Below are 23,208 nucleotides of genomic sequence, written 5' to 3'. Positions count from 1 at the left end.
CGACCTCGATCGAGTCGACCCGGGCCTCATCCAGCGCCTGGGCAATCTGCCTGGCCTGCTCCACGCTGTACTGGTGACGAATGGCGTGGCTGCCGTCGCGCAGGGTCACGTCGGAGATGTAGATTTTTTTGTTCGGATTCATGGTGTGTCGTCTCCTCAGGCAGCAACGGCGTGATTCGCCAGCATGCGCTCGGCCATATGCTCGGCGGTGCGCAGTCCGGCACTGGTCATGATGTCCAGGTTGCCTGCGTAAGCGGGCAGATAGTGGGCGGCTCCTTCGACTTCGAGGAAGATCGAGGTCTTGAGGCCCGTGAGCGCATCGCCCACGCCGGGGATGCGGATCGGGGTGTCGATATGGTCGAACTGCACCTTCTGCTTCAAACGGTAGCCTGGGACGTAGGACTGAACAGCAGCAGCCATGCGCTCCACCGACTCGGCAATCGCTGCCTCGTCGGCCAACTCGCTCAGGGTGTAGACCGTGTCGCGCATGATCAGGGGCGGCTCGGCCGGGTTCATGATGATGATGGCCTTGCCCTTGGAGGCTCCGCCCACGACCTCGATCGCCTTGGAGGTGGTCTCGGTGAACTCGTCGATGTTGGCACGGGTGCCGGGGCCGGCACTCTTGCTGGCAATCGAGGCAATGATTTCGCCGTAGTGCACCTTGGCCACACGAGAGACTGCGGCCACCATGGGGATGGTGGCCTGACCGCCGCAGGTGACCATGTTCACATTCGGCGCATCCAGATGTGCTTCGCCATTGACCACGGGAATGCAGTACGGGCCGATGGCCGCCGGCGTCAGGTCGATCATGCGGATGCCGGGCTTGAGGCTGCGCAGGAAGGCATCGTTCTTCACATGTGCGCCGGCGCTGGTGGCATCGAACACAAAGTCGATCTCTGCAAACCCGGGCATGCGCGTGAGGCCTTCCACGCCTTCGTGGGTGGTGGCCACGCCCATGCGGGCGGCGCGGGCCAGACCGTCGGAGTTGGGGTCAATGCCGACCATGGCGCCCATCTCGATGTTCTTGCCATGGCGCAGGATCTTGATCATCAGATCCGTGCCGATATTGCCGCTGCCGATGATGGCGGCCTTGAGTTTGCGCGTCATAGCGTTTACCTTCAGAGAAAAATCAGTCGATACCAGCTCCGCTGGACTGGATCAGCGGTGCCCAGCGTGCGATCTCGCTGTGGATGAATTGCTTGAATTGCTCCGGGGTTTGCGGATAGGCCAGCATGCCCTGGCTTTCGAAGCGTTTCTGTATGCCCGGGTCCTGCAAGGCTGCGACCAGGGCACGGTTCAATGTCTGGACCACTGTGGCAGGAGTTCCGCTTCGCACGGCTGCACCGAACCACACGCCTGCATCGACACCGGACACGCCCAGCTCCGCCATGGTGGGAACATCGGGCAGTTGGGGACTGCGTCTTGCAGAGGCAATCGCCAGTGCGCGCAGCTTTCTGCCTCGGATCAGCGCTTCGGTTGAACTCGTGGGATCGAACATGAAGTCGACCCGGTTTGTCATCACGTCCTGCAGTGCCGGCACCGAGCCTTTGTAGGCCACATGAGACATGCTTCCACCGGTTTTGCTGCGAAACAGCTCCCCCAGCAGGTGGCCGATGGAGCCCAGGCCTTGTGATGCAAATGTCAGGCCTTGCTTGCTGCTGCGGGAAAGCGCCACCAGCTCGCTCAGCGTCCTGACGGGACTGTCGGCCGCAACCACGAGCACCAGAGGAGAGGTGACCAGAGACGTTACCGGCTCGAAGTCCTTGACGGGGTCGTAGGCAAATTTGCGAAATAGCGTCTGGTTGATGGCAAACATGGCGGTGCCAGCCACATACACGGTGTGACCGTCGGCTGCCTGTTGAAGCACGGCGCTGGCCGCAATCTGCCCTCCTGCAGCAGGCTTGTTGTCAACAATCACGGACTTGCCCAGCTGATGGGCCATGTGCTGACCGAGGGCTCGGGCCATGACATCGCTGATGCCGCCGGCGGAAAACGGCAGCACGAGTGTGACGGGCTTGCTGGGAAAGGCCTGTGCCGCGCTGAGGCCTCCGATCGTCAGGCTGCCCAAACCCAGGGCCGACTGCAAAAGAGTTCTACGATGCAAGATTGGCTCCCTGCTCACTCGATCGAAGCGCCGCTGGCCTTGACCAGAGGACCCCATTTGGTCAGTTCCGACTGCATGAAGCTGCCAAACTGGGCCGGGGTTGAGGGGAAAGCCTGCATGCCTTGATCGGCAAAACGCTTGACCACTTCGGGGTCCTTCATGGCCTGGTGGATGGCATCGTTCAGACGTTCAACCACAGCTGCGGTCGTGCCTGTCTTGACCACAGCCCCGAACCACACACCGGCATTCACACCGGGTACTCCAAGCTCGGCCAGGGTGGGGACGTCCGGCATTTGTGGCGAGCGCTTGTCGGCCGCAATCGCCAGGGGCTTGAGCTTCTTGCCCGCCACCAGAGGGGCGGTGGTGATGACCGGGTCGAACATGAAGTCCACCTGTCCCCCCATCACATCCTGCAGCGCGGGTGCCGAGCCTTTGTAGGCCACATGATTGAACTTTCCGCCCACCTTGCCCCGGAAGGTCTCTCCGAGAAGATGTCCGATGGAGCCCATGCCCTGCGAGGCGAAGTTCAGTCCGTCCTTGCGGCTCTTGGCCTGGGCTATGAGTTCCTTGACGCTGGTCAGTGAACTATTGGCAGGAACGACAAGCACCAAGGGCGAAGCAATCAGCGAAGTGACGGGGGAGAAATCCTTCAGGGGGTCATAGGAGAAATTGCGAAACAACGAGGGGTTGATGGCAAACATCTCGGTGGCACCGACATACAGGGTATGGCCGTCGGCCGCTTGCTGGCGCACATAGGCGGCAGCAATCTGGCCGCCACCGCCGGGCCGGTTGTCAACGATGACAGGCTTGCCAAGCTGCTCCCCCATCTTGCTGGCCAGCGCACGAGCCACCGCATCGGTGATGCCTCCGGCCGGGAAGGGGACGACCATGGTCACGGCACGGTTGGGGAAATTCTGCGCGATGGCGGGTGTACCCACGCAGGCAGCGAGCGAGGCAGCACCGGCTGCGAACAATTGACGTCGGTTCCACATGATTTGTCTCCTGAATAATCGTTATGAGCAATGGAAAACGGGGGCGGGGAATGCTTTCGAGAAGATCTAGCCTTCGAACTGCGCGCACACCGAGCCGATGCCGCTGATGCGGGCTTCGAAACGATCGCCGGCATTCACGGCGACCATGGGACCCAGGGCGCCGGTCAGCACGAGGTCGCCGGCTCGCAGCGCCTGGCCGAGACTGGCGAGTCGGCGGGCCAGCCAAACGGCGGCATTCAGGGGATGGCCCAGGCAGGCTCCACCGGATCCGGTGGAGACGACATCGCCATTGCGCGTCATCTGCATCTCGCACAGCTTGAGATCCAGTGCGTTGAGCGCAGTCGGTACGGCGCCCAGCACGACCAGACCGCTGGACGCGTTGTCGGCCACGGTGTCAATGAAGCGGATGTTCCAGTCGGCAATGCGGCTGCCCACGATCTCGATGGCCGGAAGCACATAGGCGGTGGCGCTGATGACATCCACCAGCGTGGTGTCGGGCCGCTCCAGATCCTTGGCCAGTACCAGCGCCACCTCGGCCTCGACCTTGGGCTGAAGCGTCCGCGACAGGGGCACGACCTCATCGTCGCCATAGAGCATGTCGGCGAACAGCGTGCCGAAGTCGGGTTGGTCCACGCCCAGCTGCTTTTGCACGGCAAGGGATGTCAGCCCGATCTTGCGACCCACGATCCGGCGGCCCTGACTCAGTGCATATTGCACATTGGCCAGTTGCACGGCATAGGCGCTGTCGTTGTCGGTGATCTCCTCGCGCAGGGGAGCAATGGGGGTGGCGGTGGCTTCCGCGTGGCGCAGGCGTTCGGCCCAGGCCTGTATTTGCGTGGTGGTCGGCATGGCAGTCATGAAAGAATGAGGATCAGTGGTGCATGAACATCACGCCATAGCCCGCAATGAGCGATGGAATGGCGCGGTAGGTCCGTACCGGACAAGGCAGACGGGTGTTGGCAGGCAGGGCGGACCGCGCCACCAACCAGGTCTTGGACTCATGGGCAGAGTTGCCGGCCGTGGCGCCGATCGAGGCTTCGCTCATCTCACATAGGCCGTCCAGCTGGCCGCTGGCCATGGCGTCCATCCATTGCAGATCCCACTCGGGGTTGAGCGGCTTCATCCAGCTGTCGCCATTGGCCAGAGCCAGACCGGCGGCCTTGACGCGCTCGGTCTTGAGCTTGCGCTCCTGCTCTGTGGGGGTGGAGCGGACAGTAATGCGCTCGCGTACGGCAGGGTCAGGATGGGCCAGTGTCGGGACGGGAGGCTCGTGCGACAGCCCGCCCGAACCAATCAGCAGTGCGCGCAGCGGCAACCGGTCGAGAAAGCTGCCAATGCCTTCTCCCAGTGCCTTGCATCGGGCCATGCGTGCAATACCGGGTTGGGCCACTGCATTCATGAAGATGGGAATGACAGGCGGTGTGTCCATCTCGTCCCCCCACAGAAACTGCAGGGCCTGCGAAAAGCCGTGATCGACCCACATGCGCCGCGACACCGCGATATCGAAATGTTTGTCCATCAGGTGGTCGGCCAGCGCTATGGCCAGTTCTCCTGCCACATTGAGGGGGCCGGCTGGGGACAGATAGTCGCCCACGGCCGTTGCCTGGCTGCCGATGCAGAACGGCGGCATCAGCTCATTGAAGAAGCCGTTGTAGTGATCCGGCCCCAGCAGCACGATGAGTTCTGGCGCGAACTCATGAACGGCCGCGCGCGCCGCAGCAATCGCCTTGTCGATAGCGATCTGATCGTCTGCAGCGACAGGATTGAGACCGAGCAAAGGCGAGTGCGACATGCCAAGAAATGCCCGGCGCGCAGTGGCGATGGCGCTACCACTCATCTTCATGCCTCCAGTGGAGAATGCAGTACCCGGGCCATCTGACGGGTGACAGTGCTGACCTCCTGCGGAGATGCCAGCGCCGCGACAAAGCGGTCCGGGCGCACGAACACCACCGACTTGCCCTGGGCGCTGAACCAGTCCTTGAGGCGGCCTTGTTCGTCGCCGACGGTCAGCACGCCATCGCGGGTTGGCGTTGGATGAAGCAGCTGGCCAGAGGGCATGGCACGAATGAAGCAGGCGCCAAGGCGCTGCCAGAAATTCAGAGCCTCTTCGTCCATGCCATAGCTGGGGTCCGTACCCCAGGCCAGAATGCAGAAATTCAGTCCAACAAAGTCATCCAGCAGGCCAGAGTGGCCATTTGCAGTGGCAACACGAGGCTGAATGAACATCCGGCCTACGGGACTGGACGCTGCCGTCTCCAGACCATGCACCAGACGCCCCACCAGAGACTCCTTCTTTTCCGCCATCAGGCCCAGAAGGCGGCTCAAGGGCGTGTTGCCCGAGCGGTCCAGCAGGCCTGCGAACGGTGTCCTGGCTCCTTGATTGCCGGTGCCCGTGTGGTGCAGCACCACGCCCTGCTCGTAGCGCGGCATGGGTTTGAAGCGCATCTCGGCGAAGTACTGCTTGACTGGCGGCACAGCGTTCAGGGCAAGCATCACCGTGTCGCGTACTTTGGCGGCGGTATGGCTTTCAGGGGCAAAGATGTCACCTGCCACTTCAGACAAATGGATCATGCTGCGGGCATGGTCGCGGCGTTCCTGTTCGTAGCTATCCAGCAGGCTGCTGCTGGCCTCTCCCTTGATGACCATGGCCAGCTTCCAGGCGAGATTGCTTGCATCCCGCATGCCGCTGTTGTAGCCCTGGCCCTGCCAGACCGGCATGATGTGCGCGGCATCGCCTGCCAGCAAGATTCGCCCGACCCGAAACTGCGCCGCCAGCCGTGCGTTGTGCGTATACACGCGCTTGCGGATGTAGTCGACCTTGTCTGGATCAGCGACGACCTTGCGCATCAGCTGGGCAAGATTCTCCGGTTTTGAGAGCTGCTCTTCGGTCTCCCCGGGCATGACCATGAATTCAAAGCGGCGGATGCCATGCGGCAGGGCTGCAGAGACGTAGGGGCGCTCCGGGTCGCAATGCATGTCGATATGAGGGGTTCCCAGGGGGTCATTGCGTACATCAACAACAATCCATTGATTGGGTTTGGTGCGGCCCTCAAAGGGCACGTTCAGCGTGCGACGCACCAGACTGTTGCCTCCATCGCTGGCGACCAGGTACTTGGCGCGCAGTGTGCGCTCTACGCCCTCGGAACTCCTGAGAGTGGCGGTGACGCCAGCATCGTCCTGGGTAAAGCTGTGCAGCTCCTGACCCAGCAGTACCTGGACCTGTTCAAAGCGCTGCAGACCCCGGTACAGGATGTCGTCCACCTGAGGCTGGATGAAGGCATTGCGGCGGGACCATCCGTACTCGTCGGTGCGAGGTTCGATCGAGGCAAAGCACTGGCCGCTGGCGGTGTAGAAGCGCATCCAGTGATGAGGGGTGATGTGTGCCTGTACCTGATCGGACAGACCCGCCGCCTGCAGCGTGCGCAGCGATTCGTCGTCAATGCCGATGGCTCGGGGGTAGTCAATAATCTGCGGCAGCTTCTCTGCCACGATGACACGTACGCCAGCCATCCCCAGAGTGTTTGCCAGTGTCAGCCCTACCGGGCCAGCGCCAATGATCAGGACATCGGCATCGTCTTGACTCGCTTGGTTTTCTTGGGGGGCGTTCATTTTCAGTCTCCGTATTGGGTGAGCGCATCGAGTGCTGTTTTGATAATTGTCAAAACACTCGAGGAGTCTGAAAACAGTGTGCACCTGGTGCACATATTGCTAGGTGCATACCCTTGCTGTCACCGCTTGCGCCGGCTACCAATCAGTTGAAGTGAGACTCGCAAGGTGGGCGTCGGGGTGATGAATGGCAAAGCTGCGCGCGGTTGAGCATCGAGTCGGGAATATTCATTGAGCGCAGCAGCAGAGCACCCGGCGATTGCGCCGTATGGTTTGCGGTATTCATACTTGGGAACTCCCAAGAAATCTTCACTTTTGAGCACAGTCCCATGAATGACTACAAGGATGTACGCAGCTTGTCGCGAGGCCTGGCTCTGCTGCAGGCAATGAATAGAGCCCCTGGCGGCATCGCTTCAACCACGGCACTGGCACAGGCATGCGATATTCATCGCACCACCGTCAAGCGATTGATGGAGACCTTGCGGGCGGAGGGTTTCGTGCGCAGGGGTGAGAAAGACGGGCAGTACTACCTGACTTTTGCAGTGCGCAGCCTTAGCGAAGGGCTTGTCGATGATGCCTGGGTTGAGCAGGTCGCACTACCGCTGATGCGTGCTGCCGTGCCCGAGCTGCTTTGGCCTTGCGATCTGGGGACCGTGGAAGGCGGCTTTATGGTTGTGCGTGAAAGCACGCACCGTTTCAGCCGGTTGTCTCAGCATCGCGGCATGATCGGAGAAAAATTGCCGCTGTTCTTCACGGCTATGGGACGAGCCTATCTGGCGTCTTGCACCAAAGATGAGAAGGAAGGCTTGCTTTCGTTGCTCGCTCAGCGTGACGATGCGACTGGTGCCATGGCAAGGGATAGAGCATCGGTAGAGCGTTTGATTGAAGAGACGCGCCAGCGAGGATATGGCATCAGCGATGGTGATTGGCATCAGCAAGCGCCGTTTGGAGCGGTCGCGGTGCCATTGAAGTGTGGACGTCGTTTGATCGGAGGTCTGAATCTGGTCTTTCCGAAGTCTGCTGTCGCCAGGGAAGAGTTGCTTGCCCGCTATCTTCCCCGACTGAAGAAGCTGGCTGTGCGCATGGGCAAGGATGTGGCGCCTTGGCTGGACTAGATGTTCAACCGGGAGGGTCTGGTTTTCGTGGGACTTCATATCTTTTCAAGCCGCTCTCGAGTCTTCGTGCGAAGCAACTGCCTGCTTCGGGTATCCCTATAGTTGTCGTACCTTCATTCAGAACCAGTCATCCCGCAGATATTCACAGCTGACCGCTTCAGGCAGGTTGAAGCGTCAAAGCGAATGGCAGCTGATGTTGACATCAGACATTGAGCGCAGCAAAGACAGATTCGACAGTCGATAGATGACGAGCGATCTACAAAAGCGGCTCGGTTTCAAGTGCGTCGAAGTCCCGAGTAGAAGCAGGTCTACCGAGGCGCTGTCTCTTTGGAGGCGCGAGAGAAAAAATTCCGAGGGACTGTCGCCATCTAGAACATCAGCTTCGGGGGAGCAGTCTGTGCTGCTCGGCAAGGTGTAGGCTTCATTGTTTCATGAATGAGATTCATTCTCAATCATGGATACAATCCACGTCTTCATCATGTCCAGCGATCCTCAAAGTATCTTCATTGCCCACCGCCGGGAATTGCTGGCCTGGCTCACCTACCGCGTGCACGATATGCATGTGGCTCAGGACATGCTGCAGGAGATTTTTCTGCGCTTCATCGAGGTCACGGCGGTTGCGCCTGTGCAGGATGCCCGGGCGTATCTGTTCCAGATGGCGCGCAATATGCTCGTCGACATGGCTCGCCAGCAGGAGGCGCGCAAGACCGCAGCGGTTGCGCCAGAGGAGCTGGTGCACATAGCGGACACCGCGCCTGGCCCGGATCAGTCGGTGGCTGGCCGCCAGCGTCTGCTACAACTGGCTGAGGCTCTGCAGGAGCTGTCGCCGCTTACTCAGGACATCTTCATGCGCGTGCGGGTGCAGGAGCAAAGTTATCAGCAGGTGGCGGATGCGCTGAAGATCTCCACCAGCTCGGTGCAGAAGCATCTGGCGCGGGCCTTGGCCCACGCCATGGCGCGCTTGCCGCTTCACTGAAGCTTTGCAGTGTGTCAGAGCTCCAGATGCTTGTCTTGGATGAGAATTACTGGTTTGCCAATGCTTGAACGTCTTCCCATCATGCACTCCAATCGTTTGCATTCAGACAGCAGTTTTTTGTGAATCCTTCATCTCAATCCACATCCCTGCACGATGCAGCTGAAGACATCCGCCTGCAGGCTGCCGCCTGGCTGGTACGTCGTGCGGACGAGGGCTGGCTGCCTGAGGATGAACAGGCCTTGCAGCTTTGGCTGAATACGGATGCTTCAAATCGCCAGGCTTATGCCCATGCCCAGCGCATCTGGGCCGAACTGGGGGCGCTGGGACAGTCGGGGCTGCTGCCAGAGCAGGGCGCAGAAATGGTTTCGGAGAGAAAACCTTTGCTGCAAGGAATCGTGCAGCGACGCATGCTGTGGAAAGGTGCCGGGGCCGCAGTATTTGCTGCAGGTGCCTTGTGGATGGGGGCCGGCAGCCAGATCATGCTGGCTTTTGAGGCTGACTACCGCACCAGGGTGGGAGAGCGGCGCGAAGTGGCGCTGCCCGATGGCAGCCGCGTGCACCTGGGCGGCGACAGCGCCGTGGCCGTGCGATACGACACGCGACAGCGACATGTGGCTTTGCTTCGCGGCGAAGCCTTGTTCGATGCGAAGCCCGTGGAGGTGTCCGGTGGGCGCGATGCGGAGAAGCGGCCTTTTGTGGTTGCCGCGGCCGACGGGCGTACTCGTGCTCTGGGCACCCGCTTCATCGTCGAGCGATTGGACGAAAGAACTCAAGTGACCGGTGTGTTCCACCAGGTGGCGGTGTCGCTGGACCATGCGCCGCAGGATGCTGTGGTGCTATCGCCAGGTCAACGCGTCAGTTATGACAGGCGGGGCATGACGCCTGTGCAGGATTTGAGCGAGGATGCCGGCCAGTCCTGGGAGCGTGGGCTGCTGGTCTTCGAGCGCATGAGGCTGGCCGATGTGGTGGATCGTCTCAATCGCTATCACTCGAGCCGCATTGTGGTGCGTGACCAGGTGCTGGCGCAGCGGCGCGTCAGCGGCGTCTTTCTGCAATCCGATGCGCCAGGGGCCGTGCAGGCCATCGCTCAGGAACTGGGGGCACAGCTGTTGCAACTGCCAGGAGTGGTCGTGCTCTTTTGATTTATTGAAAATAATTTTGATTCGTATTTACTGAATATTGCGCGTCAACCGTCTTCTCTGAAGAGAGGCATCGCAGGCTGCATCCAGAAATTGGGTGCTGCGTCTGCCATGCGGCCACAGAACTTCAGAGGACGCCATGAACCGATGGGCAACAGGGGCCGAAAGTGCTCTGCCGAAGACATACAGTCGCCAATTCAATGAATGCGCCAAGGGACGCCGTACGTCCATAGCCATAGCCATAGCCATAGCCATAAGCATGGCCTTGATGGGGCAGGCCTGGGCTGACGAAAATCCGGCCCTGCCTGCCGCGTCAGCACAGGACAATGCCGCTCAGGCGCGCGTGGATTTCGATCTTCCCAGAGGAGACCTTGGCCAGGCGCTGGTGGCTCTCGGGGCTGCGGCCGGACTGCGTCTGGTCTTCGATCCGCAAAAGTTGCAAGGTCTGTCCGCTCCGGCCGTACGGGGTGTGATGACGCCGGGCGAGGCACTGACCAGACTATTGCGCGACAGCGGTTTTGCGCCGGTGTTTGCGGGCAATGGGGTGGTAAGGCTGAAGCCTGTGTCTGGCACCAAGGCAGACGCAGCTGCTGCACTGGATGCAGAGGAGGTGGAACCACCAGGCCGCGTCATGCCAACTGTGCTGGTTCTGGCCGATGCCGAACGGGATGAGAAGGACCGGCAGTACCGCACGGCAGGATCCAGCAATGTGCTCAAGCGCGAAGACATCGAACGCTTTCGCGGAACCTCTGTGGGTGATATCTTCCAGGGCACTCCCGGTGTGCTGATTGGCGAGAACCGCAACAGCGGCGGCCTGGATGTGAACATCCGCGGCATGCAGGGGCAGGGACGTGTGCCTGTGCTCGTCGATGGTGCACGCCAGGAAACGACGGTCTACCGTGGCTATGCGGGCGTCGCTTCGCGCTCCTATATCGACCCTGATCTGATCGGCGGAATACAGATTGAAAAAGGGCCTGTCATGGGCGCGCAGGGCACAGGTGCAGTGGGAGGGCTGGTCAGCGCTCGTACCCTGAATGCCGATGACATCGTGCGCCCCGGCCAGACCTTTGGTATCCGTCTGCGCGGCAGCCTGATCGGAAACAACAGTGGCTCGGCACCTGCACCGGGTACCAAGGCGGGGTTCAATACCGGGGGCAGTTCCAGCAACGGCACGGGAGGCGTCTATCGGACCAACTGCGTGATTGCCAGCCTGTGTGACGGCCCCTTCAACATTGCCAATGTGGTGCCACCCACCGAGAGCATGAACCGGCCCGGCCTGATGCAGGCCAAGAGCTGGGCTGGCAGCATCGCGCTTGCCAAGCGCTTCGAGAAAGCCGATATCGTCGCGGCCTACGCACGCCGCAGCCAGGGCAACTATTACGCGGGTACCAAGGGGCCGGTGCCCTCGCTGGATCTTTCGGAAACCTATAACCGCGGCTTCTATACCGAGGTGGTGCCCAAGGTGGTGGGGGCCACGCGTTTTCGTGGTGGCGAGCGCATTGTCAACACCAATCACGAGAACGAGTCGGTGCTGCTCAAGACGCGCTTGTACCTGCCCAACGATCAGGAGCTGGAAGTCGGCTATATGCGCTACACCAGCACCTATGGCGAGCTGATGCCGTCCCAGCTGCTGTGGCTGGGTCAGGTGGCCCAGACTTCCAACAGCAAGGTGACCGCAGACACCTATACCCTGCGTCACCGCTGGAACCCCGAGAACAATGACTGGCTGAACCTGAGCAGCAATCTCTGGCACACCAACACGGACAGCCTGAATCAGAACTACTCGGAAGAGACCGTCAACGAGATGTTCGGCGCCGGCTCCGAAAACTACAAGCGCTGGGGCTTCGACGTCAGCAACAGCATGCGCTTTGGCAACTCTGGCGGCATCAAGCTGGACTACGGACTTGCCGCGCAGCTGGAAAAGGTCAACGGCGTTGCCACCGGCAATATGCTCAGCTCAGGCGGGCGCATGGGACGGCGCACGGAGTGGAGCCTGTTCACCGATCTTCAGTGGAAGCCGCTGCCCAGCGTGACCCTGGGGGCCGGGCTGCGCCATACCCGCTTCGAGTCGCGCGATGACAAGCCCATGCTGGTCAGCCCCGACAGCGCTTACTGCGTGGACAGCAAGGGCACAGGAAGCTGTGATCCCCTGATGATGAACAGCCGCAACAACGGCACATCACCCATGTTCAGTGCCCTATGGGATGTCACGCCCAGCGTGCAGCTGTATGCACGTCATGCACGTGGCATGCGCATGCCCAGCCTGTTCGAGACCACGGCGGGCTACTCCGTCTCTCCCTCGCAGGACATCCACCTCAAGCCGGAGCGCACGCTCAACCGCGAGATCGGCATCAACTTCCTCAAGGATGGGGTCTGGCGCAGCAGCGACAAGCTGCGCGCCAAGCTGGCCTACTTCAGCAACACCACCAAGGACTATCTCACCCGCACCTTCCCCAACACCTGGGAAGAAGGCTCCGGTCGCCAGTTCTTCACCCTGCGCAATATCGAAAGCGTGAGCTTCGACGGTTTCGAGGTCTCGGGTTCCTACGACATGGGGCCGGTCTTCATGGAGGCCAGCGGCACGCGCTATACCTTCATCGAGACCTGCCACTTTGGCAGTTTCCGGCGCTACACCTGCACCGACTACGGCATCGCCAACAGCTATGTCAACAACATGATTCCGCCCAAATGGCACGCCAGTGCCCTGCTGGGAGCGCGGCTGCTCGAGCGCAAGCTCACCGTCGGAGTGCGTGGCACCTTCATGGGCAAGCGCAATCCGACACCGGAGTTCAACAACGAAACCGCCCAGGGCTTCAACCAGGTCGTGCCGTGGCACTCGTATGTGCTCTGGGATGTCTTTGCCAGCTACAAGTTCAGCGACCGCGTGAACGTGGACTTCAACGTGGACAACGTGACGGATCGCTATTACCTGGACGCCCTGAGCCTGGGCATGGTCCCGGCGCCCGGGCGCACGGCACGCCTGAGCGTGACCCTGCAGTTCTGACAGCGCATTGCACGCCTGTCAGCGTGCCTGCCTTCGATTCTTTCGCAGCATCAGCCTGCTTTATTGCAAAGGAAATTTCAGCCATGAAATTCTTGTCTCGCCATGTCCTTTGGGGTCTTGGCCTTTCCATGTTCCTGGCCGCCTGTGGCGGCGGAGGAGGCGGAGGTGATGACGGCGGCGGCACGGGCAGCCTCAACCGCCCCACGGCCCGTATCACGGCCTCCGCTGCCACGGCGAGCGCCGGCGACACCGTCACTTTCGACGGCTCTGCGAGCACGCCGGCCAATGGCAGCACACTGACCTATCAATGGAAAGTCACGGAGCGCCCCGCTGGCAGCACGGCCGCGCTGGCGACACCGACTGCCGCTAGCTCCAGCTTCACGCCCGACCTGCCCGGCAACTACAGCATCAGCCTCGGTGTGAGCGATGCCGTGACCTCGAGCAACGAGGTCAGCGTCAAGCTGGAAGTTCGCAACCCCAACCCGGTGGCCGTGACGCTGCCAGAGCTGGCGCAACTGGTCAACACCACGGTGCAGCTGGACGGCACGGCCAGCCAGCCGCCCGCAGGAGGCAGCGCAGCTGACCTTCGCTTCAACTGGACGCTGGTGGAAAAGCCGGATGGCAGCAAGGCCGAGCTGGACAACCCTCATCTTTCCCAGCCGCGCTTTTTGCCCGATGTGGTGGGCCTTTATCGCGCCACACTGGTGGTCACGCATGGCAGCAAGAGCAGTCAGCCGGTGACGGTCAGGATCAACGCCAACCAGATGCACACGGCTCCGGTGGCCAAGGCCGGCTCCAATATCGACAATGCGGTGCGCGGTCAGCGCGTGCAGCTCGACGGCTCGGCCAGCACCCATGCGGAGGGCAGTAGCCTGCAATACCGCTGGTTCTTCGCTCCTGCGGGCCGGCCCTGGGGCTCGCAGGCCGTGATCGAGGGCAGCAATACGGCCAGGCCGACGCTGACGCCTGATTTCGCCGGCACCTACCGCTTGACGTTGGTGGTGTATGACGGCACGACCACGGCTTTCAGCGGGGTTCAGGTCAAGGTCAAGAAGCCGGACGGCGCGCCCAACACCAAGCCCGTGGCCGTCATTTCCCGTCCCTTCGCCAAGTCTTTCGAAACTGAGCTGGGCACCTCCGTCGTCCCCACCGGCGTCTATTCGCAGGACAAGGACGAGGACACGCTGACGCGCGAGTGGACGCTGCTGTCCGCGCCTGCGGGCTTTGATGCTGCCACCAAATTCAACCCCACCTGGGGCAATTTCACCGGCACGCATTACGGCAACTACGTGGTGCAGCTGCGCGTGAACGACGGCAAGGAGTGGAGCGAGCCGGTGACGCAGGTATTTACCGTGCTCAATGGTGCTAATCGTCCGCCAGTGGCCAAGGCCGCAGTCATGGGGGGCGCGAGTGCCATTGGCGTGGGCACCACGGTCACGTTGACGGGCGAGGCCAGCACCGACCCCGACAACAACCGCATGAGCTATGCCTGGACCATGCTGGACAAGCCCGATGGCAGCACCGCCAAGCTCAGCAATGCAGCAGCCATGAACCCCAGTTTTGTGGCCGACAAACCGGGTCCGTACTCCTTCTCGCTGGTCGTGACCGATGAGCATGGGACGCCCAGCTCTGATGGCGTCTCCACCCTGGACACGCAGCTCAGCGTGATCGTCAAGACTAGGAACAATGCGCCCATCGCGCGTCTGGCGGCAGATGCTCTCTACACCCAGGAGCAGCCTCTGGTCATCGGGCAGACCGGCAGGCAGCTGCGCTTTGGCGATTCGCCAGACGCTGCCGATATCTGGAACAGCTTCCTGTTCAACGGCAACGGCTACGACCCAGATGGCGACACACTGACCTATCTGTGGACTCTGTCGCGTGAACCTGCCGGCAGCAAGCTGCGGGCGCCTGAAGGTATCTATGTGTGCGGAAACACCGGCAGCAACCAGTGGCCTGGCGCGACGGTCTCCACGTTTGCCAGCTGGATCGAGAAGGGACTGGCCCTGCGTCAATGGACCTGCCCTGACCGTATCGGCATTGCACCCACAGTGGCTGGTGCCTATGAGCTGCAGCTGGCGATCAGTGACGGCATGGCCTTTGCCGGTCCTTTTGCCATGACGCTGCACGCCGCGGAGCGTCAGAACTATCCCAGCCTGCTGCTTGAATACCTGGGTTCGCCCACAAATTCGGGCACGCTGGGCGAGCAATCGCATCCCAACCGTCTGCCACAGCAATTGTTCCCCTATGCGTCCGTACAGAACGCCTCATTCCCCATCTGGCAGCATGAGCTGAAAGGCGGTGTGCCGATGGCGGTGCAGCGCTATCGCCTGACGGCCTTCGGCGGCGACTACACCATCGCCGATCTGGCTGCGACTTCGGTGCAGAGCGGCTATGCACTGAGCTTCCAGGGTTTGAGCAACGCTCAGGTGATTCGCAAGGGCCAGACGGTGGAGTTCAGCCTGGTGATGCAGGTGCCGTCTCCCGTGCCTGTTGCGGCCGATCTGAACAAGGCCAGCGAAGGCATGCAATGGTCCTTCCGCATTGCCGAGAAGAGCGGCTGGACCTTCAGCCACAAACCCTTCATTTACCCCTATTGATGAAGGCGCAGGCGGGCACCGGATCTGGAGCAGGCGGTGCCCGCCTTTATGACGGAAAGCGAAATGTCCCATGGATACATCGACGATAGAAACCGAGGGGCTGAGTGCTCTGCTGCGGTCTGCCTCACACGCCAGTCACGGCACGCTGGACAGGCGCATCATGGCTGCCAAGCCTTTTTCCAGCCGTGAGCGCTATGCGCAATTTCTGCAGGTGCAATATCGCTTTCACCGCGATGTGGCGGCACTGTTTGACCACGCGGAGCTCAATCGCCTGCTGCCGGGTTTGGTCGGGCGCCAGCGTCTGAATGCGGTCATCCAGGACCTGAGCGATCTGGGTCAGGCCCTGCCGCAGAATCTGGACGCACCGGTGTTCGCGCCGGGTGCTGCCGTGGACCTTGCCATGGCCCTGGGCTGGCTGTATGTGGAGGAAGGCTCCAACCTGGGGGCCGCCTTTCTGCTCAAGGCGGCTGCAGCGCTGGAGCTGAATGCCGAATTCGGCGCGCGTCATCTGGCACCACATACCCAGGGACGAGCCCCGAGCTGGAAGGCCTTCAGCGCCCAGCTCGATGCCGTGCCGCTGGACCCTGCGGCCAGGGGGCGTGCGGCAGCAGCCGCGCGAGCTGCGTTTGTAACGGTGCATGGCTATGTGCAAACGCATTGCGAGATTCATGTCTAGGCCGACCCGGCTGCCGTCCTGGACCGTGCTGGTGTCTCTGGTGCCGCTGGCGCTGCTGATCAGCGTGGCGGCAAGCCCGCCATTGCTTGCTCAGACTGCGCAGTGGCAGGGCCTGTACGACAAGGCCTTGCGCCAGCAGAACGAGCAGGCGTATGAACCCGCCGAGCAAACCGCGCGTCAGGCACTGGAGCTGGCAGAGCAGCAACGCCAGGGGCAGCGGCCCTATATGGCCAGCAGTCTGAATCTGCTCGGACTGATCCAGCAGGCCCGCGGCCACAAGGCCGAAGCCGAGCAGTCTCTGCTCAAGGCGCTGGAGCTGAATCAGATCAGCCTGGGCACGCATGCCAATACCGCATCCGTGGCCTGGAATCTGGGCAATGTGCAAAAGGCCATGCAGCAACCGCGCAAGGCAGTGCAGAGCTATCGGCGGGCTCTCGAAGTGGCACAGGCCCTGCCGGCAGATACCGTCTCGCTGGCGCTGCGCGAAAAAGCGCTGCAGGCCCTGGGTGATCTGCTCGCGAGTCTGGACGAACATGACCAGGCGCAAGCCTATCTGCAGCAACTGTCGGCCCTGCCGGTCGATGCTGCGGCCCAGGCCGATGTGGCGACCCGCGTGCAAGCCCTGTTGGCCCTGGCGCACAGCCAGGAGCAGCAAGGCCGCTTGCAGCCAGCGCAGCAGGCCCTGGACCAGGCAATGGCGCTGCTGCAGCGGGCAGGTGACGGCAGCAGGAGTCTGGTGCCGGTTTTGCTGGCCCGGGCCAGGCTGCACCACCGAGAGGGTGACGATGCGCAGGCTGCCGCGCAGTACGAGCGCGCCAGGGAGGTGCTGATGCAGCAGGATCCGCAAGCCCTGGTTCTGGCCCAGGTGCTTAACGAGCTGGGCCTGTGGCGGGCGCAGAACAAGGACTATGCGCAAGCCCATGCATTGTTCGAGCAGGCGCAGGCCATTGCCGACCGGCATGCACCCGATGTGCTGTGGCAGGCGCATCTTCTGGCCAGCCGTGCGCGCATGGCCGAAGCCCTTCGCCACGAGGAGCAGGCGCAGACGCTATATGCCCAATCGCTAGAGCTGTACCGACAGCAGGAAAATCCCGAAGCTCGGGTGGGCGAGGCAGGCGTGCTCAACGGCCTTGCCGGCCTGGCATACCGCAAGCGTCGTTTTCAGGAAGCGCAGCCCATGTTCATCGAGGCCTTGGGTCTGATGGAGCAGGCGCTGGGTGGCAGCGATGCACGCCTGCTGCCGCTGCTGGATAATCTTGCCGCCTTGCACCGCAGTCTGGGCCGGCCCGGCGAGTCGGAGCATGCGCGCCGGGCTGCGGCATTGCGTCGGGAGCTGGGCCAGGGCGGCTAGTGCTCTTCGGGCCTGAATGCGCAGCCCTGAGGCCAGGGGCCGGCCTCTGCGCCTGAGTGCCTTGGATACCAGCGGGCAGGACACGGAGCGCCGGTGATGGCCGGTGCCGACCCTTGTTCAGGCTGCTGCATCGTGACGGTGCAGCAGATCCAGGAACATCTGTGCCGATCGGCTGATAGGCCTATCCTTGCGTACCAGGCTGCCATAAGCCTCCAGGCTGCGCCTTGTCTGATACGGCAGGATATGCAGCATGCCGTGGGCGGCATGAAGGTCCGCCACCGTACGCGGAATCACGCCCACCATGTTCGAGCTTCGCACCAGGTTGATGGTGGTGAGTATGGAGCCGGTTTCGATCAGGCCGCGTGGCAGCGGCAAACTGTGCTCGCGGAATTCCTGCTCTATCAAGCTGCGCATGGGGCTGCCAGGCGGCTGCATCACCCAGCCATACCCTTGCAAAGCCTGCAGGGCGGGGCGCTGCAGCGACAGCAGCGGATGTCCCTCGCACACGATGAAGGCCAGTTGCTCGTCATCGATGGCGCGAAAGCTGCAATCGCTGCCGGCTTCATTGGTCATGCGCCCGACGACCACCTCCAGCACCCCTTCACGCAACTGGGCCAGCAAGCGATCACTGGTATCCACGGCCACTTCCAGCTCCAGCAGGGGCAGCTGCTTTTTCAGCTCCAGCAAGGCCTGGGTGAGCCGCCCGGGCGATGCGGCCATGATGCTGCCCACGGCCAGCCGTCCCGAGCTTCCCTGGCGCAGCTCGCCCAGTTCACGATTCAGGGCCTCGATATTGCCGCGCAGCGAACGGAAATATTCCAGCACCCGCTCTCCGGCCGCATTGCGCTGCAGCCGCCGGCCCACGCGCTCGAACAGGGGCTGACCCAGGGCGTCTTCGAGCTCCTGCAGCATCTTGGTGGCGGCAGGCTGGGTCAGGCCGAGCTCAGCCGCTGCCGCGCGCAAGGTCTGGCGCTCGTCGATGGCCAGTATCAAGGCCACCTGGCGCATGCGCAGCCGGTTCAGCAACTGTGGCGTGTTGTCGCGCTTGTCTATCGATCCCATGGCATGGCTTCTTATTGCTTCAGGTTATCGATTAATCAATAACTTTCAATTTACGCATATCAGCGCCTTCCCTAGCATCGGGCTGCGATGAAATAAAAAAGCCAAGGAGACAAATGTGCAAAGACGTCATCTACTTTCCATAGCCGCTGTGTGCGGCGCCGCCGTGCTGCCCTGGCAGGCCCAGGCCCAGGACTCTGCGAACTGGCCCGTCAAGCCCGTGCGCATGCTGGTGGGGTCCGCGCCCGGAGGCGGCACCGATGCCATGGCCCGCGCCGTGGCCGACAGGCTGGGGCCGCTGCTCAAGCAGCCGGTGATCGTGGAGAACCGGCCCGGCGTCTCCAACACGCTGGCCGTGGACATGACGGCCAAGTCCACGGACGGCCACACCATGGTCATGGGCGTGGTCACAGCCCATGCCATCGCACCGCATCTGCTCAAACTCGGCTATGACAACAACCGGGACCTGGTTCCCGTGGCCTTTGTCGGCTCCGTGCCCAATGTGCTGGTGGTGGGCAACTCCGTTGCCGCCAACACGGTGGCGGAGCTGGTGGCCATGGCCAGGAAGAATCCCAATCAGATTAATTTCGCCAGCAGTGGAACGGGCAGCACCCAGCATATCGCTGCCGAGGTGTTCAAGGATGCCGCAGGCATTCAGATCACCCATGTACCCTACAAGGGCAGCGCCGCGGCCCTGGTCGATCTGGTCAGCGGCCAGGTGCAGATGAGCTTCGACACCATGCCCTCGGTCATAGGCCAGATCAAGGCCGGCAAGCTGCGTGCTCTGGCGGTCACTTCGCCCCAGCGCAACCCTCAGCTGCCCCAGGTGCCGACCATGGCCGAAGCGGGTCTGCGCGACGTGGAAATCAGCGCCTGGTACGGCATCTACATGCCCTCTTCCACGGCCAAGGCGGTTCAGCAGAAAGTGCATGACGAGGTCAACAAGGTCATCTCCATGCCCGAGACCAAGACCCGCCTCGAAGCCGTGGGTGCCGAGCTGCGGCCCATGCCCCAGGCCGACTTCGGCAGTTTTCACCTCGCCGAGTACAAGCGCTTCGGCGACATCATTCGCAAGAACAACATCAAGCTGGACTGAGCATGAGCAAGGCTTCTCTTCCCGTTGTCGCCCTGACCCTGGGCGATCCTTCCGGCATCGGCGCCGAACTGATTGCGCGTTTGCTGGCCAGGCCGCAGGCCACGCAGCAGGCGAACCTGGTGCTGATAGGCGATCCCTGGCTCTGGGAGCAGGGCCAGCGCATCGCCGGACTGCAGGTTGCAACGGTTCCGCTGGCCGGCCTGTCCGCTGCGCGCGAGCGTGCCGATACGCGGCTGCCGGCCTTTGTGGCCGTGGACACGGTCGCCCAGGTCGATGTGGTGCCGGGGCAGGTGGGGGCGGCGGGCGGCCGCTCGGTGCTGCAGGTGCTTGACCAATGCATGGATGCGGCCCTGGCCGGTGATATCGATGCCATCTGCTTTGCGCCCTTGAACAAGCAGGCCATGAAGCTGGGCGGTCTGCGCCACGAGGACGAGCTGCACCACTTTGCCGAGTACCTGGGCGTGACCGGCTACTTCTGCGAGTTCAACACGCTGGGTGATCTCTGGACCTCGCGTATTTCCTCGCATGTACCCCTCAAGGATGTGGCCGGCTATCTGAGCCAGGAGCGCATCAGCCAGGCGGCCGAGCTGATCTACAAGGCCTTGCGCGCCAGCGGCCTGGCTGCTCCCAAGGTGGCGATTGCCGGATTCAACCCGCACAACGGCGACGGCGGCACCTGCGGTCGCGAGGAAATCGACATCATCGGGCCCGCAGTCCAGGCCCTGCAGGCGCGCGACTGGCCCAGCGATGCGCCGTTCCACGGCCCGTTTCCGGCCGACACCATCTTCCTCAAGGCCCAGGCCGGCGAGTACCAGGCCATCGTGACCATGTACCACGACCAGGGCCAGATAGCGATCAAGCTGCTGGGCTTCTCGCGCGGGGTGACGGTGCAGGGCGGTCTGCCGATTCCCATCACCACGCCGGCCCATGGCACGGCCTACGACATCGCAGGCCAGGGCAAGGCCAATGTGGAAGCCACCTGGCAGGCGCTGCAGATCGCCGCACGCATGGGGGCCGCCCACCGCGATCGCCAGGCTGCCCAGCCGTCTGAGCCCGTTTTCCCGGCGGCTTGGGCCGCCTGTCCTTCCGACTCTTTTCTTTCGAGGTCTGTATGAAGATCAAGTCCGTCCGCGCCCGTGTCTATGAATGGAAGGGCAAGACCGTTCCGCCCCAGGGCAACTTCTGCTCCAACGCCATGGATCTGGTGTACTCCAACACCGAGTCCATGAGTACCTTCCGCTTTCATTCGTGGACCGTGGTCGAGATCGAAACCGACGACGGCATCATCGGTCTGGGCAATGTGGCCCTGGCGCCAAGAATAGCCAAGGCCATCATCGACGAGTACCTGGCGCCCCTGGTCATCGGTCAGGACCCTTGGGACTACGAGTACCTGTGGCAGCGCATGTACCGTGCCACCCATGCCTGGGGCCGCAAGGGCGTGACCATGGCCGCCATCTCGGCCGTGGACCTGGCCATCTGGGACATCCTGGGCAAGAGCGTGAACAAGCCCGTGTTCAAGCTGCTGGGCGGGCGAACCAAGGAAAAGATTCCCTGCTATTACAGCAAGCTCTACCGCACCGACCTGAAAGAGATGCAGGCGGAAGCCCAGAAATTCCTGGATCAGGGCTTCAAGGCCTTCAAGATGCGCTTCGGCTACGGGCCCGCCCATCTGCAGGAGGGTGTGAAGGAGAACCTCAAGTCCGTCGAGGCCATCCGCGAAGTGATCGGCTACGACACCGACCTGATGCTGGAGTGCTATATGGGCTGGAACCTGGAGTACGCCAAGCGAATGCTGCCCAAGCTGGCCAGGTTCGAGCCGCGCTGGCTGGAAGAGCCCGTGATCGCCGACGACATCGACGGCTACGCCGAGCTCAACGCCATGAACATCATCCCCATCTCGGGCGGCGAGCACGAGTTTTCGCTCTACGGCTTCAAGCAGCTGCTGGACAGGAAGGCCGTCTCCGTCGTGCAGTACGACACCAACCGTGTGGGCGGCATCACGGCGGCGCACAAGATCAACGCCCTGTGTGAGGCGTATTCCGTGCCTGTGATCCCGCATGCGGGCCAGATGCACAACTACCACCTGACCATGAGCACGCTGGCCTCGCCCATGGCCGAGTACTTCCCCATCTTCGATGTGGAAGTCGGCAACGAGCTGTTCTGGTACATCTTCGACGGCGAGCCGATTGCCGACAACGGCTTCCTGCAGCTGCGCGACGACGTGCCGGGCCTGGGCCTCACGCTCAAGACCGAGTACCTCGACCAGTTCCACATCATCGATTGAGGAGACGCAGCATGCCCGGACTCTCCAATCCCCGTTACCGGGGCATCTTCCCCGTCGTGCCCACCACCTTCCACGAGGACGGCACGCTGGACCTCGCCAGCCAGAAGCGCTGCCTGGACTTCATGATCGACTCGGGCGTCGACGGCCTGTGCATCCTGGCCAACTTCTCCGAGCAGTTCCTGGTCTCGGACGAGGAGCGCGAAACCCTCACGCGCACGGCACTGGAGCATGTCGCCGGCCGCGTGCCCGTGATCGTGACCACCACGCACACCAGTACCAAGGTCTGCGCCGAACGCAGCCGCCGCGCACAGGACATGGGCGCGGCCATGGTGATGGTGATGCCGCCCTACCACGGCGCTACCTTCCGCTTTGGCGAAGCCCAGGTGCAGGCCTTCTACCAGGGCGTGTCCGATGCCATCGACATTCCCATCATGGTCCAGGATGCGCCGGCCGCGGGCACGCCGCTGTCGCCCGCCTTTCTGGCCCGCATGGCGCGCGAGATAGCGCAGGTCAGCTACTTCAAGATGGAAACCGCCGGTGCCGCCAGCAAATTGCGCGAGCTGATCGCACTGGGCGGCGAAGCCATAGAAGGCCCGTGGGACGGCGAGGAAGCCATCACGTTGCTGGCCGACCTGGAGGCCGGCGCGACAGGCGCCATGACCGGCGGCGGCTTCGCCGATGGCATCCGCCCCATCATCGAGGCGCACCGCGCTGGCGACAAGGACAAGGCCTTTGCCGAGTACCAGCGCTGGCTGCCGCTGATCAACCACGAGAACCGCCAGGCCGGTTTTCTGGCCGCCAAGGCGCTGATGAAGGAAGGCGGCGTGATCGCCTGCGATGCGCCGCGCTCGCCCTGGCCGCCCATGCACCCCGAGGTGCGCCGCCAGCTCATCGACATCGCACGCCGGCTGGATCCGCTGGTGCTGCGCTGGGCCCGTTGAATCGACTATGAATACAGGAGCTGGTTACGCTTTTTGATTCAGGAATTCAGGTGCTTTCCATTCTGAAATCTATGAATAGAAAGCGCAGAAAGCTCCTCTATCAAGAGCATATCCATGACCCCACACCACAATCTCATCAACGGCCAGTGGACGGCTGCTGACAGTTATTCCCCCAACACCAATCCCAGCGATCTGTCCGATCTGATCGGCGCGTACGCCCAGGGCGGAGCATCCGATGTGCAGACCGCCGTGGCTGCTGCCGCTGCCG

At 62.3% G+C, this 23,208-nt stretch carries 18 protein-coding genes and 2 pseudogenes; 12 read left to right on the top strand and 8 right to left on the bottom strand.

The window, feature by feature from the left end; genetic code table 11:
* The 7 genes and pseudogenes from EIC84_RS24995 to EIC84_RS24965 all read right to left on the bottom strand — a co-directional run.
* A pseudogene (locus EIC84_RS24995) lies at positions 1–142 on the bottom strand (4-hydroxy-2-oxovalerate aldolase); the annotation flags it as partial.
* A gap of 14 nt (positions 143–156) precedes the next feature.
* A complete protein-coding gene (locus EIC84_RS24990; protein ID WP_003071361.1) occupies positions 157–1,107 on the bottom strand; it encodes an acetaldehyde dehydrogenase (acetylating) in 951 nt (316 codons plus the stop codon).
* 22 nt (positions 1,108–1,129) lie between these two features.
* A complete protein-coding gene (locus tag EIC84_RS24985) occupies positions 1,130–2,104 on the bottom strand; it encodes a tripartite tricarboxylate transporter substrate binding protein (RefSeq protein ID WP_237704531.1) in 975 nt (324 codons plus the stop codon).
* A 14-nt stretch (positions 2,105–2,118) separates the two neighbouring features.
* Complete coding sequence (locus EIC84_RS24980) at positions 2,119–3,096, bottom strand: tripartite tricarboxylate transporter substrate binding protein (protein ID WP_134737352.1); 978 nt, start codon at positions 3,094–3,096, stop codon at positions 2,119–2,121.
* A 66-nt stretch (positions 3,097–3,162) separates the two neighbouring features.
* Entirely contained in the window at positions 3,163–3,954 is a 792-nt protein-coding gene (mhpD, locus tag EIC84_RS24975; RefSeq protein ID WP_003071375.1) for a 2-keto-4-pentenoate hydratase, read from the bottom strand.
* Between the two features lie 13 nt (positions 3,955–3,967).
* Positions 3,968–4,933 carry a 3-carboxyethylcatechol 2,3-dioxygenase gene (locus tag EIC84_RS24970; protein ID WP_237704532.1) on the bottom strand — a complete coding sequence of 322 codons (966 nt, stop codon included), beginning with the start codon at positions 4,931–4,933 and terminating at the stop codon, positions 3,968–3,970.
* 2 nt (positions 4,934–4,935) lie between these two features.
* Positions 4,936–6,705, bottom strand: a complete 1,770-nt coding sequence (locus EIC84_RS24965) for a bifunctional 3-(3-hydroxy-phenyl)propionate/3-hydroxycinnamic acid hydroxylase (protein WP_003071381.1) — start codon at positions 6,703–6,705, stop codon at positions 4,936–4,938.
* 203 nt (positions 6,706–6,908) lie between these two features.
* Between EIC84_RS24965 and EIC84_RS24960 the strand changes: the two genes are divergently transcribed.
* The 7 genes from EIC84_RS24960 (at position 6,909) to EIC84_RS24930 (ending at position 17,560) form a co-directional block, all read left to right on the top strand.
* Positions 6,909–7,817, top strand: a complete 909-nt coding sequence (locus tag EIC84_RS24960; RefSeq protein WP_237704533.1) for a DNA-binding transcriptional regulator — start codon at positions 6,909–6,911, stop codon at positions 7,815–7,817.
* Positions 7,818–8,271: 454 nt separating this feature from the next.
* Positions 8,272–8,793, top strand: coding sequence for an RNA polymerase sigma factor (locus EIC84_RS24955; protein WP_003071386.1), 522 nt, complete (start codon positions 8,272–8,274; stop codon positions 8,791–8,793).
* Between the two features lie 119 nt (positions 8,794–8,912).
* Entirely contained in the window at positions 8,913–9,935 is a 1,023-nt protein-coding gene (locus tag EIC84_RS24950) for a FecR domain-containing protein (protein WP_003071390.1), read from the top strand.
* A 256-nt stretch (positions 9,936–10,191) separates the two neighbouring features.
* The gene (locus EIC84_RS24945; RefSeq protein WP_003071393.1) at positions 10,192–12,936 is read left to right on the top strand and encodes a TonB-dependent receptor; all 2,745 of its coding nucleotides are present in this window, start codon (positions 10,192–10,194) and stop codon (positions 12,934–12,936) included.
* 83 nt (positions 12,937–13,019) lie between these two features.
* Positions 13,020–15,533, top strand: coding sequence for a PKD domain-containing protein (locus EIC84_RS24940; RefSeq protein WP_003071396.1), 2,514 nt, complete (start codon positions 13,020–13,022; stop codon positions 15,531–15,533).
* A gap of 70 nt (positions 15,534–15,603) precedes the next feature.
* On the top strand, positions 15,604–16,209 hold the full coding sequence (locus EIC84_RS24935; RefSeq protein WP_003071397.1) for a biliverdin-producing heme oxygenase: 606 nt from the start codon (positions 15,604–15,606) through the stop codon (positions 16,207–16,209).
* Positions 16,202–17,560 carry a tetratricopeptide repeat protein gene (locus EIC84_RS24930; protein ID WP_160162823.1) on the top strand — a complete coding sequence of 453 codons (1,359 nt, stop codon included), beginning with the start codon at positions 16,202–16,204 and terminating at the stop codon, positions 17,558–17,560. Before EIC84_RS24935 ends, EIC84_RS24930 begins: the two co-directional genes overlap by 8 nt.
* A gap of 117 nt (positions 17,561–17,677) precedes the next feature.
* Here the strand turns inward: EIC84_RS24930 and EIC84_RS24925 are convergent, their stop codons facing one another.
* A complete protein-coding gene (locus EIC84_RS24925; protein WP_003071403.1) occupies positions 17,678–18,622 on the bottom strand; it encodes a LysR family transcriptional regulator in 945 nt (314 codons plus the stop codon).
* A 115-nt stretch (positions 18,623–18,737) separates the two neighbouring features.
* Between EIC84_RS24925 and EIC84_RS24920 the strand changes: the two genes are divergently transcribed.
* The 5 genes and pseudogenes from EIC84_RS24920 to EIC84_RS26635 all read left to right on the top strand — a co-directional run.
* On the top strand, positions 18,738–19,715 hold the full coding sequence (locus EIC84_RS24920; RefSeq protein WP_034363697.1) for a tripartite tricarboxylate transporter substrate binding protein: 978 nt from the start codon (positions 18,738–18,740) through the stop codon (positions 19,713–19,715).
* Positions 19,716–19,717: 2 nt separating this feature from the next.
* A complete protein-coding gene (locus tag EIC84_RS24915) occupies positions 19,718–20,830 on the top strand; it encodes a 4-hydroxythreonine-4-phosphate dehydrogenase PdxA (RefSeq protein ID WP_003071408.1) in 1,113 nt (370 codons plus the stop codon).
* Positions 20,827–21,999, top strand: coding sequence for an L-rhamnonate dehydratase (locus EIC84_RS24910; protein WP_003071411.1), 1,173 nt, complete (start codon positions 20,827–20,829; stop codon positions 21,997–21,999). Before EIC84_RS24915 ends, EIC84_RS24910 begins: the two co-directional genes overlap by 4 nt.
* Positions 22,000–22,010: 11 nt before the next feature.
* Positions 22,011–22,940 carry a dihydrodipicolinate synthase family protein gene (locus EIC84_RS24905; RefSeq protein ID WP_003071413.1) on the top strand — a complete coding sequence of 310 codons (930 nt, stop codon included), beginning with the start codon at positions 22,011–22,013 and terminating at the stop codon, positions 22,938–22,940.
* Positions 22,941–23,054: 114 nt separating this feature from the next.
* Positions 23,055–23,208 (top strand): annotated as a pseudogene (locus tag EIC84_RS26635) (aldehyde dehydrogenase family protein); the annotation flags it as partial.

The organism is Comamonas sp. A23 (genome assembly GCF_004522605.1).
Classification (GTDB): domain Bacteria; phylum Pseudomonadota; class Gammaproteobacteria; order Burkholderiales; family Burkholderiaceae_C; genus Comamonas; species Comamonas thiooxydans.
This window is presented reverse-complemented; position numbering and strand designations above follow the sequence as displayed.